Source organism: Prevotella sp. kh1p2, assembly GCF_900111525.1.
Taxonomy (GTDB): Bacteria; Bacteroidota; Bacteroidia; order Bacteroidales; family Bacteroidaceae; genus Prevotella.
This window is the reverse complement of record NZ_FOHY01000012.1, coordinates 98,612-114,050: the sequence shown is the minus strand read 5'-3', so window position 1 is coordinate 114,050 and position 15,439 is coordinate 98,612. Positions and strand designations below refer to the sequence as shown.

Here is a 15,439-nt window from a genome sequence, read left to right as displayed (position 1 = left end):
CACCGTGCGTCCGCACCAGAGCCTGGACATGCGCACACCCCTGGAAGAGATGCAGCGGCTCCTTTCCCTGGCCGCATGACAGCCACAGAGGCTCCCGGGGGCTGCGAGCCCCCGGCCGCAAGGCCGCCCCCCGGTGTTTTTCATCAATTCAACGTTTCACTTAAAATAAGGAGGTCAAAGAGTTCGCAGAAAACAGAAAATGATTAACTTTGCATCCGGAAGACAGCTGTCAACCCGAAGTGCACTTAACAGAAAAACCTGACAACTATATTTCCACATAAGAAATTTATTGTCAACCTAAAGAACATTTAACTACAAAAACTGTCAACTAAATCCAGGACAGGACAAATTGGAAATTTGACAAGAACTCTATTGGAACTTTTGACACCTGTCGCATAATCGTACGACAAGTGTCGAACGATCGTGTGACACTTGTCAAAAGTTTCAGAAGCATAGCTTTTAGGCAATTGACTGTGGTACGCAAGACGAAAATAAGGTTGCAAAAATCCAACTGCATCTGAAATATTTATCATAACATAGAGCCCAAAACTTTGAAGAAAGACAAAAATATTGTATATTTGTAGCCTAATAGAAAATAACAGAAAGACAGAAACATGGAAGTTGGACAAAAGTTACCCGAGTACCTTGGGAAAGACCAAAACGGGCAAGAAATTAAACTGAGTGATTTTAAGGGCAAAAAACTGGTGCTCTATGCCTATCCTAAAGACTCCACATCCGGCTGCACGGCCGAGGCATGTGACCTGCGTGATAATTACGAACGCTTCTTGAGTATGGGCTATGCGGTCGTTGGCGTAAGCATTCAGGACGAGAAATCGCACCAGAAGTTCATTGAGAAGAACAACTTGCCGTTCCCTCTGATTGCCGATGTTGACCACAAGTTGGTTGAGCAACTGGGCGTGTACGGTGAAAAGAAGATGTACGGACGGTCGTACATGGGCGTGTTCCGCACAACCTTCATAGCAAATGAGGAAGGAGTAATTGAGCGCATCATCACCCCCAAAGAAATCAAAGTAAAAGAGCACTCAAAGCAGATTTTGGGCTAAGAAAGTCTTAAAATATGCAAAAACACGAATGTTTATTTGTGTATTCTAAGATTAGCCGTTACCTTTGCAACCGCTTACGAAAGTAAGGGCGTTTAGCTCAGCTGGTTTAGAGCATCTGCCTTACAAGCAGAGGGTCGGCGGTTCGAATCCGTCAACGCCCACCTTTCAGGGTGGTTACCAGAGTGGCCAAATGGGGCAGACTGTAAATCTGCTGGCTATGCCTTCGGTGGTTCGAATCCATCACCACCCACTCAGAGAGACGAAGCTCACAGGGCTAAGTCTCTTTTTTGTTTATCGAATACGCTACAATCACGATATTTTGAAGCTATAATCCACATTCCCAACCTATGCAGATATTATTAGCCTGTGCCAAGACCATGAACGAGAACACTCCTGTCCGGGTTTCAGGCACCACCACTCCCCTATTCAATGCGGCTGCAGAATTGTTTGCCAAAGAACTCTCCATGATGGATATTGAAGACTTAGCAGATATTTTGCATTGCAACAGAAGAATAGCAGCCGAGAATAAGCTGAGATACATGCAGTTCATGGACGAAGGTCAAAAGCTGCCGGCAATACTGGCATACTACGGACAAGCCTATAAATGCCTGCAGGCCGATACCTTCACAGCTCCGGACTTTGATTATGCACAATCGCACCTTCACATCACCTCGTTCCTGTATGGATTGTTACGCCCGCTCGACAGAATCCATCCGTATAGGCTGGAGGGCAAATCCATACTGCAATCTGCCCATGCCGACAGCATGTTCTCCTATTGGCAAGAGTTGCTGACTGATGTGTTACTCAAGTCTGTTGCGGCAGATGACGGCCTCCTGCTCCATCTGGCAACAAAGGAAATGGAGAGGCTCTTCGACTGGAAACGCGTAAAGAAGGGCCTCCGCATCATTCAGCCGCAATTCCTGGTCAATACAGGCGGCAAGCTGAAAGCGGTATCCGTATATGCCAAAAGCTGCCGGGGAGCCATGACGCGTTACGTGATTGAAAACAGAATAAGCACACCGGAGAGCCTCGAAGCATTCAGCTATCAAGGCTTCAGGTATGCACCGGAACATAGTTCGGTTGATACTCCCGTCTTTATCATGGACCTATAAAATTATCATCAATAAGGTTTTACTTTGCAATTCTTTCCGTATCTTTGCCTTATGAAGAAGTTTTTCGCTTTTATTATCACACTTGCGCTGGCTGCAAACCTCTATGCCAGGCATTATACAGTGGTCGTTTCGCTGGATGGTTTCAGGTGGGACTACCCTCAACTATACAACACTCCTTTCATTGATTACATGGCCAGCCAAGGCGTGGAGTCAGGTCTCATCCCCTCGTTCCCGTCAAAGACATTTCCCAATCACTATACGCTGGCCACAGGTTTGTATCCCGATCACCACGGGATTGTAGGAAACGACTTCTATGATTCGGTCACCAAGGAGTCTTTCTCTCTGAGTTCCAAGGCTGCAAAAACGGATTCAAGGTTCTACGGGGGCGAACCCGTCTGGATTACCGCCCAGAAACAAGGCCTGCACACGACCGTGTTCTATTGGCCGGGGTCGGATGTTAAAGTCAAAGGAAGCTATCCCGACAAGTTCTTTAAATATGATGAACTCCCCCGGCTGGACTACAGCCAACGCATTGACAGCATTATACACGAACTGGAAAAGCCAGCCTCCTCGCGTCCGGAACTGATTATGGCCTACTTCGACCAGCCTGATGCCAGCGGCCATCTGTACGGTCCGCACAACAAGCACACCCGCAAGATGGTGGCAATCATCGACTCGCTGATGCAAAACCTGTATAACCGAATACAGCAACTGCCCGTTGCAGCCGACGTAAATTTGATTATATTGTCCGACCATGGCATGGCCTGGGTGGCCAAAGAACATCAAATACGGGTTATGCCTTATCTGAAAAAGGAATGGATTAGGAAGATTTCCGGCAATGTTCCGGCCAACATCTACACAGCCGAAGGCTGCGCCGACTCCGTTTATACGGCTCTCTCGCACGTTGACCACATCAAGGTATGGAAGAAAGCCGACATACCCGCCTACCTCCACTACGGTAGCAGTCCGCGCGTGGGCGATGTGGTGGCAACGCCCGATGTAGGCTATTACATCATCGAAGACACCATCGACGCCGGCGGCACACATGGATACGACCCCGAACTGCAGGACATGCACGCGCTCTTCAGAGCCATCGGGCCCGACTTCAATCATGTTTCCGCGCCCCATTTCCACAACGTAAATGTCTATGCGCTTATCTGCCGGCTCCTTGGCATTACGCCTGCGCCTAACGACGGAAACATCAAAGAGACAGAAATATTGCTCAAGGAGAGCCTGAAAAGCGGAGGTAATTCGTGATAGAAAAGCCGACTGCCGCCCTACTCCGCCTGTATGCTGATAAGTATGAGACGGCGGATTTTCTTGCCGATGACCCCAGCTGGTTCATGCACCAGGTTGCGGGTGCGCTCAACCAAGAGGCCATCGCCTTTCTTGCCTCGTCTCTGAGCTACGGCAGCAGGAAGCAGTTCTTCCCTAAAATTCAGTATCTGCTGGATTGTTCCGCGGGCAATGTAGATGGCTGGATAAGAAGTGGCGACTTCGTCCATGACGTACCCGATACCTCCGCCTGCTACTATCGCCTGTACACGTTCCACGTTATTCATCAGCTGCTGGTGGCCTATCAGAGGCTTCTCAATGACTATGGAAGCATGGGCGGCTATCTTCAGACAGAAAAATGTCATACTGCACCGGAAGCCGTGCATGCCATCAGCCGGTATTTCTCGGCGTGCGGTATCGAGTCGGTCATACCGAAAGATACCCGGTCAGCATGCAAGCGGCTTTGCATGTACATGAGATGGATGGTGAGAGACCACTCTCCCGTTGACCTTGGACTATGGTGCAAGTTCATTCCCAAGTCGTCACTCATTATTCCGTTGGATACTCACGTGCTGCGGGTAGCCAACGAATTACAGCTCATCCGTACGCACACATCATCCATGGCAACGGCTCTCAAACTTACCGAAGCCATGAGAACGGTGTTCCCTACAGACCCTGTTAAAGCCGATTTTGCCTTATTCGGCATGGGCGTTAATGCCAAGAGAGGGAACAAAAGCAATCATTAGATTTGTAAGGAGATGGTCTCCTTATCGCAAGGAGATGGCCTCCTTATTGTAGTGAGATGGCCTCACTATTGTAGTGAGATGGCCTCACTATCGTAGTGAGATGGCCTCACTACCCAAGTGAGATGGCCTCACTACCCAAGTGAGATGGTCTCACTGTCGACATGAAGGTGTCACAATGCTGTTCGGACATGTGCTTAAACTTCGCATAGTACAGCTATCTGATTCTTATAATCCTTATTCCAACCTGCGAGGGATGCCTGTTCATGTAAGTGCGCAGCAACATGGGTTCTTCTACCACCTTGTGCCTGATGGAACTTGCGTTTAGCAGATGCAGTCCGTCTTTGTGCCAAACGGCGATGCCGATGTGGCTGGTGTCGAGCCCCTTGCGGCTTGTGATGATGGCAATGATATCGCCGCTCCGGATTGTCTCGCGGTAGATTGCCGTGTTGGCTATCTCGTTCTTCGGAATGTATCTGTACTCCTTGCCGTTGAGTTCGTCTTCCATAGCCTTGATACCCTTTATCCATGCCGGGTTTTTCTGCAGCATCGGATAATATTGCGGATAGGTACTCATGTAGTTAATCATCAGTTTCTGCAAGCCGGTAAAGGGCGGGTCGGGATCCTGAACTTCGGCTACATACCCCATGCGCGTGTTGTCTGCAATCCATTCCGTAAAGTAATGCAGGCGGTTGATGTAGCTGACCTCACCGTTTCTGTACCTGATGAGCCTCAGATAAGTGCAGAAGTCTTCGAACCTCTTTCTGCTGTTCTTGGCGCACAAAGAGAGCGCGAGCACGTTCTCTACATAAGTCGTACAGTCCAACTGGCGGAGGTTGACGACCAGTTTTTCGGTCTCGTTCTTTTCAAGAGTTTTGGCTACGTAAGGTATTCCCTTGAGTTCACGCGCAAAATAAACGACTACATTCTCCGCTGAATCCAGTTTCTGCGCCTGCTGCAGCAATCTGGCAACCTTCACGCTGTCCGTCTTCGTGTATTGGATTTCTTGTGCCAGGACCGGACATGTCATCCAGATTGCGGCTATCAAAACTGATAAATGCTTCATGATGAATAGTTCTCTGTAATGTATTTCTGCTTTTTAAGTGTGTTTATCTTCTGTCAAAATTAAAACCAACGTAGATGTTCACATTGCCGAAAGTGCTGTTAGTCCGGAACTGACTCTTACGATAATTATAGGTATGGAATATGGCACTGGCGCCTGCATACCACTTGGTGTTGTTCCATACAATGCCCAAGCGGGTCACGCCGTCGAGGTTGAAGTTCTTGAAATCAAACTCCTCGAAGGTGAAATGCTCCTTTTTCATATCCGCGTCCGTATTCTTATAGCCTACGGCCAGACTCAGTGAGGCATTGAAGAGCCAGTTGTGAGCAAACACCCAGTTGTAACTATAGCCGCCGGAAACGGAAATGTCGGTATAACGGATACGGCCAAAGAGCAGCGTACTGTCGAGCGCAAGGCTGGCTACATCAGTGCCCAGCTTCTTTTCTATCAGGTCGTCAAGGCTTTGCCAGTCTATCTTGAGGCTGTGCCGCGTATAGCCTATGCCGAGCAAGGCCGAACCTGCGTTGCGCCGTTGGACCGTACTCTGGCTGTACGCTGCCGGATAGGAGAATTTCTTGTGGTTGAAGATATAATAGAGATTGAGTCCCTTGATGCTTGCTGAAATGTTGGGGAAGTCGGTGTCCTTGATAGGACTCGTGTCAATGTCTTCACCCAATTTCAGGCTTTTTATCTTATACCCGCTGCCCGTTTCGCGCCAAAAGAAGTCGACACCTATCTGGTTACTGTAGAGACTTATATTGAAGTCTTGCTTGTTGTCGGCGTGGTGCATGTGCGAAACGTCGAGCGTATAGCCCAGGAAAATCCATCTCCACCCGAAGTAAGGGCCAATCTTGATGCTCGGTTTGGGGGCAAAGAGGATGCTCTGGTTATTCTTGTTGGCGATTTCGTAGAACTCATACGTGTTCGTGTTTTGCAGCATCAGCTGGAAGTTATAATGCTGGGGTTCCACGTAATTGGTATCAACGCGGCTGAATTCCTTGACAAAACGGTAGATGCCTTGCAGCATCCCTTTCTTTTGCGGGATAGAGTCCTGGGCGTTGGCGCAGAGCGCAAACAAGCCTATCGCCATCAGGACGATACGCTTCTTGTGGTTGATATGTCTGCAAACACTATCCCGAAACGCCATGTTTAATTGTCAGAATTTACCCAAAATACGGTCCATCACCCAATTTACCGGGGTTGCACTTACGCTTGTACATCCGCATACACCATATCCCTGCAGGTCTTCTATCACGTTCTTGATGATGGGCAGCTGGACGTAGGGCGGATTGGGAACCGTTATGTTCGTAGTTCCTTCGCTGGTAACTACCTTGATGGGGTTGTAAGTATATACGGAGAAAGTCATGGATCCGCGCTCGCCTATCACTTCGATGGCGTCTTCGCGGGCACTCTTATGGCCTACAAAGCACCACGAGCCGCTGCCTACAAGGCCGCTTTCGAACCTGAAACAGGCGCTAATCGTATCTTCGGCATCGTACAGGTGAGCCCGGTTAGAGCAATATCCGTGGGCCTTTACGATAATTCCGAAGAACTCCTGGAGCAAGTCAAGCTGATGTGGAGCCAGGTCATAGAAATATCCGCCACCCGCAATATCCGGCTGCAGACGCCACGGCAGATTACGGCCGGAGGAATAATCCAAATCTCGCGGCGGTACCGAATACCGCAGCTGCACATTCGTTATCTGGCCAAGCGTGCCGTTGTTGATAATTTCCTTGACTCTGCGGAAGTAAGGCAAGTAACGCCGATAATAGGCAACAAAGCAGGGAACCTTGGTCTCCTCGCTGATACGGTTGATGCGTGCGCAGTCTTCATAGCTGGCGGCCAGCGGTTTTTCTACGTACACCGGTTTGCCTGCCCGCATCGACATGATGGCGAAGGTGGCATGCGAGGAAGGTGGGGTTGCGATGTAGATGGCGTTTACATCAGGGTCGTTTATCAGTTCAAGCGCATCAGTGTACCACTTCCTGATATGGTGTCGGGTGGCATATAAGCGTGTCTTTTCTTCATTGCGACCCATAACGGCTTCTACGTGAGAGCCCGGTACCTCGTTAAAAGCCGGTCCCGACTTTTTCTCCGTCACCTCACCACAGCCGATAAAACCCCACGAAATATACTTCATTGTTCTCTGTCTTATTTCATGTAACTCTGCAATTCCTGGCTTTTCCGCTGGTTATATTCGGCAAAAACCTTGTCGAAAGCCTCGCGCTGCTCACTATCAATCTTGCCGAATGTCTCCAGTATGCCGAGATAATAGCTCTTGATGCGCTTCCGGAGTCCCCGCTGGTCAACGGCATTTCCACTCTGTGCCGCCGTGATGTAAGGCTGGTAGATATGGTCGATATCAGCAAACATCTGGGTTCTGACCTGCTCCAGGAAAGCCATCTTGGGATTTACGGGAGCTACGGGAGCAGTTGCGGCTTTCGGAGCGGGCTTCACCTGCTCTTTGGGAGCTGTTTGGACGGAATCCACTATTTCTGTTTGCTGCATTTCTTCCGGTTTTTTCCCGTCTTTTGTCGTAAACCAGTAAACCAACCCAACGACGACAGCAAGCAGGCAGGCTGCCAAAAGTATCCATCTGGCACTTAAACCGCCACGAGACTGGTCACTGTTCAGGGCATCCAGTAAGGCATCAACACCCATGTATCTGTCGGTCCTGCTGTAGCTGCAACATTTATCAATAATGGCATCATAGAATTTTGGGAGCCCCATGTCTTTCATGATAACACCCAATGAATAGATGTCGGAGCGGCCGTCGATAGAGAGCGTTTCGTCTTTCAGTTCAGGCGCCACGTACTTCGGAGCCTTAAAAGGAACCTGCAAATCGTTGGCATAAGCCATTCTGAAATCAATCAGTTTCACCCTGTTGCCTTGCTTGGTTATCAGGACATTGGAAGGCTTCAGGTTCCTGTGCACAATGTTCTTCTCGTGTATATACCTTAATCCTTCGGCAATCTGAACCACGACTGCCAGTTTCTCATCATCAGAAAGGTTTTCTTTCAAGTAATCGGCAAGCGAACGACCATCTACATATTCCTCTACTATACACTTCCCATATTCCGGCAAATCCACAAATTCCTTATACTTAATAATATAAGGACTGTCAAGTTTCTGCCCCTGCTCGAACTCTTTCTTCAACAAGTTCTGGTACTGGCCGCGCTCGCGATATTCCTGTCTTAACCCCTTCATGACTACAGGCTGGTCATCAGTTTGTGCTTTCATGACACGATAGATGCCACTCGCAGCCATCAAACTAAAGTTAGTATATTCCATATTCTACTTGTGTTTACTATGCAATTCACGGGGCAATCACCCACTGCCTCGACGAAAAAGGCAGTACCCGCGCTTGAAAATACAAACTTACATATTTTTTTTCAATTACGAGCCAAATCTTCATAAAACTTCAATCCGGGGGCATTTCTCCCCCTTCGGCTTTGCCGTTTCCTGCTGTCAAAGCCAAGTATTGAGCGGTTTTTATTGGGAGAATGAAAGAGAATACTTACCTTTGTACCTGTTATGAAAGAAAATGTTTTTCGACCCATGAGGCGTAAACGCCAGGAATTGCCCAAAGAAGTTTGTGAAGAAATTCTGCGACAAGGCACATCCGGAGTGCTTGCTCTTCTGGGAGAGAATGATTATCCGTATGCAGTTCCTCTCAGTTATGTGTATTGCGACGGGCATCTATATTTCCACAGTGCCCTCCGAGGCCACAAGGTCGATGCCATCAGGCAGTGCGACAAGGCCTCGTTTTGTGTCATTGACCAGGACTGCGTGAAGCCTAAGGAGTTTACGACCTATTTCCGCAGCGTCATTGCTTTTGGCAGAATATCCATCGTAGAAGATGATACGCACAAGTTGCAAACGCTCAGACTGCTTGCCGAAAGGTACAACCCGAACGACGAAGAAGGATTCCGACACGAAGTGCAGAAAGACTTCAACCACGTACTCATGATGGATTTTATGATTGAAAAACTAAGTGGAAAAGAAGCGATAGAGCTAACAAGAAACCGTCAAACAAACGAATAGAGAAATGGAACACCTGCCCAAAGACATACCGATGCTGGTTTCGGCCATCAATTTTTTGCTGCGCGACGAGGAGTTCGATACCCTCGAAGAGATTTGCTATGCCTACGATGTCGACAAGACTGCGCTGGTTGAGCGCCTTGCAGCTGCCGGTTTCGAGTACAGCACAGAGAACAAACGATTTTGGTAACATAACATCCGGCCCTCGTCGAGCACGTTTTAAGCCTCGACATTATAACTAATTATGAAACAGAAACTTCTGTTTATATGCTTAGGTAATATATGCCGCTCGCCCGGAGCGCATGCTGTCATGCAGAAAATGATTGAACAACACGGCTTAACCGACCGCTTTGAGGTTGATTCTGCCGGCATAGGAGACTGGCATGTGGGGCAGCTGCCCGACAAGCGGATGATGAAGCACGGCCAAAAACGCGGCTACGACATCAGTCACAGAGCACGCCAATTTAACCCAAAGACCGATTTCGACCGCTTTGATTACATCTTCGTCATGGACAACGATAACTATCGCACCATCACATCCACGGCCCGCACCGCGGCTCAAAGAAACAAAGTACGCAAAATGGCGGACTATTTCGCTGAACATGCGGATGCGTCTTCGGTTCCCGACCCCTACTACGGAGACGGCGAAGCATTCGAGTTGGCGCTCGACCTGATAGAAGACGGCTGCCGCGGTATTCTCCGTTCGCTGAACAGCAGGATAAAGATGGTCATTCTGGACTTTGACGGAACCCTCGGCGACACTAACCGGATTATCGTCGACACCATGATGGCAACCTTCGACGAGATAAACTTGCAACGGCCGACTCGTGACGTTTGCCAAAGCACCATCGGCCTACCGCTGGCCCGATGCTTTGCCGTTGCCATGCCATCGCTTACCGACAGCGAGGCCGAAAGGTGTGAAACGACCTACCGAAGGATATTTTCAGAGAACCGAAAGCCCGGAACGGTGCCGCTCTTTCCGCATGTCATGGAGACGTTACGCCAGTTGCACCGCCACGGAACAATCATAACGATAGCCAGCAGCAGAGGCCACAACACGCTCATGGAGTTTGTCCGCGAATTGCAACTGGAGCCACTGGTGAGCTTGGTGCTCGGGGTTGACGACGTTGTTCGGCCCAAACCCGATGCCCAGCCGGTACAACTAACCCTGCAACACTTCGGGGTGAAGCCTCAGGATGCACTCGTAGTAGGCGATACGGAATATGATATCCTAATGGGAAAGAATGCCGGTTGCAGAACCTGCGGCGTAACTTATGGCAACGGAAGTCTACAAGAACTGCAACAAGCGGGGGCTACCTATTTAATTGATGATTTCAGCGAGCTGCTCGGGCTCTAAGCTGTAGCAAGCCGGCAGATGTGCATGCAACAGGCGGAAATTTGCCAATAAAGTCACACTTTTTAGCCCTCAAGCCGTAATTTAACACTAATTATTGTGGCTAAACCAATTTATTTGGTTACTTTTGCATCCGAACATAGGGGCATAGCCCAGTTGGTTTAGAGCGCTGCAGTCACATTGCAGAGGTCATCGGTTCGAGCCCGATTGTCCCTACCCTATCTCACATCCCACTTTCCTGACAAGAAGATACAGCCTTTCTTGTCAGGATTTATTGTTTTTGTACGGCCCTTCCGTCTTGTCTTTCATAGTTTCAACGATGTTTACAAAGTGCTTTTGCCAATGCAACTTCACGTTGATTTCCGGATGTGAAGCCGCAAAAAACAAAGTTTGTTGGTTTTTCACAACTTTTTGAAAACCAGCTGTTTACGGCCAACAATCGTTGAAGAACAGATAAAAAGAAGCCCGTAGAACCCCTTGAAAGCATCATTTTACGTTGCAATGCGGCAAAAACTGCCTGCCGAAGCATACTTACAGCGTTGCTGAATGATAGCTCCAAGGAGGCAAAAGCTATTTTCCAAGCGTGCCAAAGGACACAAGCAACAATCTTGCATGTCGGTTTCAGGCCATTTGTCCGCTGCAAGCAAGAGTTGCGAAGCATGCTTTTTCGGACATTATCCGTACAAATCAAGTCGGCAAAAGGCCGGCAAACGGCAAAGCAGCCGCTGCAATCAGTCAAATAAAATGGTGCCGTTTCTGCTTCAAAAGCAAAGATTTCTGTGGCCGAAAACGGTGTTTTCGGCCAAAAAACTGTAACTTTGCAGGAAAACAGACAATATGAAATACCTCATCATCTCCGATATACACGGGTCGCTCCCCGCCCTGGACAGCGCCTTGCAGTTTTATGCCGACCGGCGTTGTGACATGCTCTGCATCTTAGGCGACATACTTAATTACGGCCCGCGGAACACCATTCCCGACGGGTTGAACCCCAAGGAGATTGCCAAACAACTGAATGCTATGTCCGACCAGATTGTGGCCGTGAGGGGAAATTGCGACTCGGAAGTAGACCAGATGCTGCTGGATTTCCCCTTGCTGCAGGACTACATGCTCCTGGTAGACGAAGGCAAGAAGCTCATGCTTACCCATGGACACGTCTACAACAAAGAAGTTTTGCCGCCCGGACGGTTCGATGCCGTCTTCTACGGGCACACCCACTTGTGGGAACTCTACACTGACGGCAGCAAGGCCGTGTGCAACACCGGCTCAGTCACCTTCCCCAAGGGCGGCAATCCGCCCACCCTGTGCACCTATGAGGGCGGACTAATCAGCATGTTCACCCTCAACGGCGAGTTATTGTCAACCCTAACCATCTAAAACTTCATAACATGTCACCAGCCCTACTTTATGTGCTCATCGCCGTTTTCCTGCTTCTTGCCATCGCCTTGGTGTGGTTCGGCCTCAAAACTTACCTCGACATGAAGAACCATGCCAAGCTGCGACAACAGAAACGCGAGGAGATTAAGAACCGCATCATGCGCCATTAACAGGCGCTGATGCCTGCGGTTGGCGTGTTGCCGCGGCTGACCTGCTTCCGGATTGGCTGCAGGCGGCAACACAACACACTGCCAAAAGAAAAACAAACATTTTCTTTTGGAACAAGAAGATATTTCAACTTTTTTTGTTAGATTTGCATACGACGGGTTCAACTTTGCGTATGCAAGGTTTCTGCCTGCCTGAAAAACCTAAGAACTAATTGGCAATTCAAACCTATGGAGCCTAAACATTATGATGAGTTTTTAGCTGAGGTCAGCAGCTATATACCCAAGCAACAAATTTATACTGACGAGTTACGGACGCTTGGCTGGGGAACAGATGCAAGTTTCTACCGCATGATACCGAAGATGGTTATCCGCTCCGACGGCGAAGAGCAGCTGTCACGGATCGTAAAATCGTGCCGGGCACACAAGTTGCCTTTCACTTTCCGCGCTGCCGGAACATCGCTTTCAGGCCAAAGCGTGAGCGACTCAGTCCTGATAGTGGCCGGCAAGAACTGGGAGAAATACGAGATTGCACCCGACCATAGCAGCATCACGCTGCAGCCGGGGCTTGTAGGCGGAAAGGTGAACCAGTTGCTGAAACCTTACGGCCGGGTGTTTCCGCCCGACCCGGCCTCCATTGGCAGTGCCATGGTTGGCGGCATAGTGTGCAACAATGCGTCGGGTATGAACTGCGGTGTTCATGCCAACAGCGACCGTATGTTGATAAGCGCACGCATCATTCTGACCGATGGCACGCTGCTGGATACGGGCAACGAGGACAGCAAAGCTGCCTTCAGGCAGAGCCATCCAGAGTTTGTACAAGAGATAGAAAGAATAAGAGATAACGTAAACTCAAACAAGGAGTTAAGCGAACTGATAAAACACAAGTACAGTATCAAGAACGTTACGGGGCTGAACATTCGCCCCTTTGTTGCTTACCATGACCCGTTCGACATCATCGCCCACTGTATGGTGGGCTCCGAAGGTACGCTCGCATTCCTCGCCGGCGTAACGATGAAGACCTTGAAAGAGTACGATTACAGGGCTTCTGCCATGGTCTACTTCTTCACAATGAAAGAAAGTTGCGAAGCCGTTGTGGCACTCAAGCAGCTGAAAGCATCGGCTGCCGACCTGGAAATGAGTGCGGAAGACTTGATGGTAAAGAGTGCCGAAATGCTTGATTACATGTCGCTGAGCAGCGTTGACGACCCGGTTTACCTGCGATACAAGAAAGAAGTAGACGCAGGAAACATCCCCGGCGTGGCTCCGGGCGACTATCATAACCTTACGGCCATACTTACTGAGACCAAGGCTATCAGCCATGAAGAACTTCTTGCACAGATAGAGGCCATCAATACTTGCCTCGGCGCATTCCATTTGTATAAGCCTGCAGAATTTACCGAGGATCCAAAGGTCTACGGAAAATACTGGGCAATCCGCTCGGGTATATTCCCCTCGGTAGGCGGAACACGCCCTGTGGGCACTTCGTGTCTGATAGAAGACGTGGCTTTCCATATAGAAGACCTGCCCGAAGCAACCGTAAAACTCCAGCAACTCATTGCAGCGCACGGCTACACGGATGCCTGCATCTACGGTCATGCTTTCGAAGGCAATTATCATTTCATTCTCAACCAGAGCTTCGAGACCTCGGATGAAGTGGCACGATACAAGAACATGATGCAGGATGTGGCACATCTTGTTATCGGAGAATACGGTGGTTCGCTGAAAGCCGAACACGGTACGGGGCGCAATATGGCTCCTTTCGTGAAGTATGAATGGGGCGAAGAGGCCTATGCCGTCATGAAGGAACTCAAACATGTGTTCGATCCCGAAGGCTTGCTGAACCCGGGAGTTATCTTTAATGACGACCCCGATTGCTTTGTCCGGCATCTCAAGCCATTGCCTGTGCTGAGCTACAATACGGACAACATTCCCGACGGAAGACAGTATCTGAAGCAGGAAGGAGAGGATTTCTCGTCGACCAAGGAGATGACCGACGGCGTGGCTGCTGCCAACAAGTGTATAGAATGCGGCTTCTGCGAAATCAACTGCCTCTCGTGTGGTCTCACCTTGTCGTCGCGTATGCGCATTGTCGTTCAACGCGAAATATGCAATCTCGAATTAACAGGCAAAGATCCGGAACGGGCACAGCGTCTTCGGAAACTGTATGAGTATTACGGTGACCAGACTTGTGCATCCGACGGGTTGTGTGCTACCTCGTGTCCGATGAAGATAAACACGGGACATCTGACCCACATGATTAGGCAAATGAACATGATAAAACGTCCTGCAGCCTACCGCGTTGGCAGATTTGCAGGCGAACACATGGCCGGAATAAAGAGCGGATTGCGTGGAGTGCTGGATTTGGCGAACTTCGGTCACACTGTTTTAGGGACTTCAGCCATGAGCAAAGTAACCAAAGGGCTGCATCAAGTCGGTGTTCCTCTATGGACTCCTGCCATGCCACGGAAAGAGAAACAGCCTAAAGCAGCTGATTTACAGCAGCCCATATCGAATTTGAAAGTTGTCTACTTTCCCAGTTGTATCAACCAGACGATGGGTCTCTCCAAAGGTGCTCCGGTCAAGAACTCTTTGGTTGATGAGATGTGCCAACTGCTCCAAAAGGGCGGATACGAAGTTATCTTCCCCCAAAACATGAAGCAAATGTGCTGCGGACAGATTTGGGAAAGCAAGGGAATGATGGATATCGCGGACAAAAAGAGTGCCGAACTGGAGCATGCCTTATGGGAGGCATCAGGACACGGGCGCTATCCAGTGCTCTGCGATCAAAGTCCGTGCCTGCACCGCATGCGTCGGGTGTTTACCAAGATGAAGCTCTACGAGCCGGTAGAATTTATCATGGAGTTCTTGAAAGACAGGCTTGTATTCCACCCAACGGACAGAAAGATTGCCATTCATATAACCTGTTCTACCCGCGAAATGGGTCTCGCAGACCAGTTCATAGCCTTGGCAAAGCTCTGCGCCAAGCACGTTCTGGTGCCCGATGGCGTAGGCTGTTGCGGCTTTGCAGGCGACAAAGGTTTCTCGCATCCGGAGCTCAATCGCTTTGCTCTGCGCAAGTTACGGCCTCAAATAGAAGAGCAAGGAATAGAAGTTGGCTATTCCAACAGCCGTACTTGCGAAATAGGACTCCAAACAAACGGAGGTGTGCCATACATGGGAATTGCCTACCTTGTCAACGAGTGTACGGAAGCCAAGCAATAGACATTGTTTCTGGCTATGCCA

14 protein-coding genes, 3 tRNA genes and 1 pseudogene are annotated in these 15,439 nt (G+C 49.4%); 14 read left to right on the top strand and 4 right to left on the bottom strand.

The features are described 5' to 3' along the window. Positions 1-614: 614 nt before the first annotated feature. The 6 genes from bcp to BMW31_RS08625 all read left to right on the top strand — a co-directional run bounded on the left by bcp (position 615) and on the right by BMW31_RS08625 (position 4,197). Complete coding sequence (bcp, locus tag BMW31_RS08650) at positions 615-1,064, top strand: thioredoxin-dependent thiol peroxidase (RefSeq protein WP_091824152.1); 450 nt, start codon at positions 615-617, stop codon at positions 1,062-1,064. Positions 1,065-1,150: 86 nt separating this feature from the next. Beyond that, a tRNA-Val gene (locus tag BMW31_RS08645) sits at positions 1,151-1,225 on the top strand. 7 nt (positions 1,226-1,232) lie between these two features. Continuing rightward, positions 1,233-1,314, top strand: a tRNA-Tyr gene (locus BMW31_RS08640). Between the two features lie 97 nt (positions 1,315-1,411). Continuing rightward, entirely contained in the window at positions 1,412-2,176 is a 765-nt protein-coding gene (locus BMW31_RS08635; protein ID WP_091824148.1) for a YaaA family protein, read from the top strand. Positions 2,177-2,227: 51 nt separating this feature from the next. Further along, entirely contained in the window at positions 2,228-3,433 is a 1,206-nt protein-coding gene (locus BMW31_RS08630) for an alkaline phosphatase family protein (protein WP_091824145.1), read from the top strand. Beyond that, positions 3,430-4,197, top strand: a complete 768-nt coding sequence (locus BMW31_RS08625; protein ID WP_317039778.1) for a TIGR02757 family protein — start codon at positions 3,430-3,432, stop codon at positions 4,195-4,197. Before BMW31_RS08630 ends, BMW31_RS08625 begins: the two co-directional genes overlap by 4 nt. Positions 4,198-4,411: 214 nt before the next feature. On the opposite strand, the gene BMW31_RS08620 is transcribed toward BMW31_RS08625, so the two are convergent. Genes BMW31_RS08620 through BMW31_RS08605 form a run of 4 tightly spaced genes read right to left on the bottom strand, consistent with a single transcriptional unit; the run spans position 4,412 to position 8,548 of the window. Then, positions 4,412-5,260: an N-acetylmuramoyl-L-alanine amidase-like domain-containing protein gene (locus BMW31_RS08620; protein WP_091824143.1), complete on the bottom strand. Its 849-nt coding sequence runs from the start codon at positions 5,258-5,260 to the stop codon at positions 4,412-4,414. Between the two features lie 43 nt (positions 5,261-5,303). After that, positions 5,304-6,404: a DUF4421 domain-containing protein gene (locus BMW31_RS08615; RefSeq protein ID WP_091824140.1), complete on the bottom strand. Its 1,101-nt coding sequence runs from the start codon at positions 6,402-6,404 to the stop codon at positions 5,304-5,306. 9 nt (positions 6,405-6,413) lie between these two features. Next, entirely contained in the window at positions 6,414-7,397 is a 984-nt protein-coding gene (locus BMW31_RS08610; RefSeq protein WP_091824137.1) for a Gfo/Idh/MocA family protein, read from the bottom strand. An 11-nt stretch (positions 7,398-7,408) separates the two neighbouring features. Then, a complete protein-coding gene (locus tag BMW31_RS08605; protein WP_091824134.1) occupies positions 7,409-8,548 on the bottom strand; it encodes a serine/threonine-protein kinase in 1,140 nt (379 codons plus the stop codon). A 243-nt stretch (positions 8,549-8,791) separates the two neighbouring features. Here BMW31_RS08605 and BMW31_RS08600 point away from each other — a divergent pair, with 243 nt between their 5' ends. The 8 genes and pseudogenes from BMW31_RS08600 to BMW31_RS08575 all read left to right on the top strand — a co-directional run bounded on the left by BMW31_RS08600 (position 8,792) and on the right by BMW31_RS08575 (position 15,418). Continuing rightward, positions 8,792-9,301, top strand: coding sequence for a pyridoxamine 5'-phosphate oxidase family protein (locus BMW31_RS08600; protein ID WP_091824131.1), 510 nt, complete (start codon positions 8,792-8,794; stop codon positions 9,299-9,301). 4 nt (positions 9,302-9,305) lie between these two features. Next, on the top strand, positions 9,306-9,488 hold the full coding sequence (locus BMW31_RS08595; RefSeq protein WP_091824128.1) for a DUF4250 domain-containing protein: 183 nt from the start codon (positions 9,306-9,308) through the stop codon (positions 9,486-9,488). 54 nt (positions 9,489-9,542) lie between these two features. Next, positions 9,543-10,007, top strand: a pseudogene (locus tag BMW31_RS13465) (low molecular weight protein-tyrosine-phosphatase); the annotation flags it as partial. A 15-nt stretch (positions 10,008-10,022) separates the two neighbouring features. Further along, positions 10,023-10,655, top strand: coding sequence for an HAD family hydrolase (locus BMW31_RS13460; protein ID WP_177166297.1), 633 nt, complete (start codon positions 10,023-10,025; stop codon positions 10,653-10,655). Positions 10,656-10,793: 138 nt separating this feature from the next. Further along, positions 10,794-10,868, top strand: a tRNA-Val gene (locus BMW31_RS08585). Between the two features lie 621 nt (positions 10,869-11,489). Next, positions 11,490-12,029: a phosphodiesterase gene (yfcE, locus tag BMW31_RS08580; RefSeq protein ID WP_091824120.1), complete on the top strand. Its 540-nt coding sequence runs from the start codon at positions 11,490-11,492 to the stop codon at positions 12,027-12,029. A gap of 11 nt (positions 12,030-12,040) precedes the next feature. Next, on the top strand, positions 12,041-12,199 hold the full coding sequence (locus BMW31_RS13455) for a hypothetical protein (RefSeq protein ID WP_177166295.1): 159 nt from the start codon (positions 12,041-12,043) through the stop codon (positions 12,197-12,199). A gap of 225 nt (positions 12,200-12,424) precedes the next feature. Then, on the top strand, positions 12,425-15,418 hold the full coding sequence (locus BMW31_RS08575) for an FAD-binding and (Fe-S)-binding domain-containing protein (protein WP_091824117.1): 2,994 nt from the start codon (positions 12,425-12,427) through the stop codon (positions 15,416-15,418). Positions 15,419-15,439: the final 21 nt, after the last annotated feature.

Coding starts and splice junctions, on each gene's coding strand:
- bcp (WP_091824152.1), top strand. CDS start 615: ATGGAAGTTGGACAAAAGTTACCCGAGTACCTTGGGAAAGACCAAAAC.
- BMW31_RS08635 (WP_091824148.1), top strand. CDS start 1,412: ATGCAGATATTATTAGCCTGTGCCAAGACCATGAACGAGAACACTCCT.
- BMW31_RS08630 (WP_091824145.1), top strand. CDS start 2,228: ATGAAGAAGTTTTTCGCTTTTATTATCACACTTGCGCTGGCTGCAAAC.
- BMW31_RS08620 (WP_091824143.1), bottom strand. CDS start 5,260: ATGAAGCATTTATCAGTTTTGATAGCCGCAATCTGGATGACATGTCCG.
- BMW31_RS08615 (WP_091824140.1), bottom strand. CDS start 6,404: ATGGCGTTTCGGGATAGTGTTTGCAGACATATCAACCACAAGAAGCGT.
- BMW31_RS08610 (WP_091824137.1), bottom strand. CDS start 7,397: ATGAAGTATATTTCGTGGGGTTTTATCGGCTGTGGTGAGGTGACGGAG.
- BMW31_RS08605 (WP_091824134.1), bottom strand. CDS start 8,548: ATGGAATATACTAACTTTAGTTTGATGGCTGCGAGTGGCATCTATCGT.
- BMW31_RS08600 (WP_091824131.1), top strand. CDS start 8,792: ATGAAAGAAAATGTTTTTCGACCCATGAGGCGTAAACGCCAGGAATTG.
- BMW31_RS08595 (WP_091824128.1), top strand. CDS start 9,306: ATGGAACACCTGCCCAAAGACATACCGATGCTGGTTTCGGCCATCAAT.
- BMW31_RS13460 (WP_177166297.1), top strand. CDS start 10,023: ATGGTCATTCTGGACTTTGACGGAACCCTCGGCGACACTAACCGGATT.
- yfcE (WP_091824120.1), top strand. CDS start 11,490: ATGAAATACCTCATCATCTCCGATATACACGGGTCGCTCCCCGCCCTG.
- BMW31_RS13455 (WP_177166295.1), top strand. CDS start 12,041: ATGTCACCAGCCCTACTTTATGTGCTCATCGCCGTTTTCCTGCTTCTT.
- BMW31_RS08575 (WP_091824117.1), top strand. CDS start 12,425: ATGGAGCCTAAACATTATGATGAGTTTTTAGCTGAGGTCAGCAGCTAT.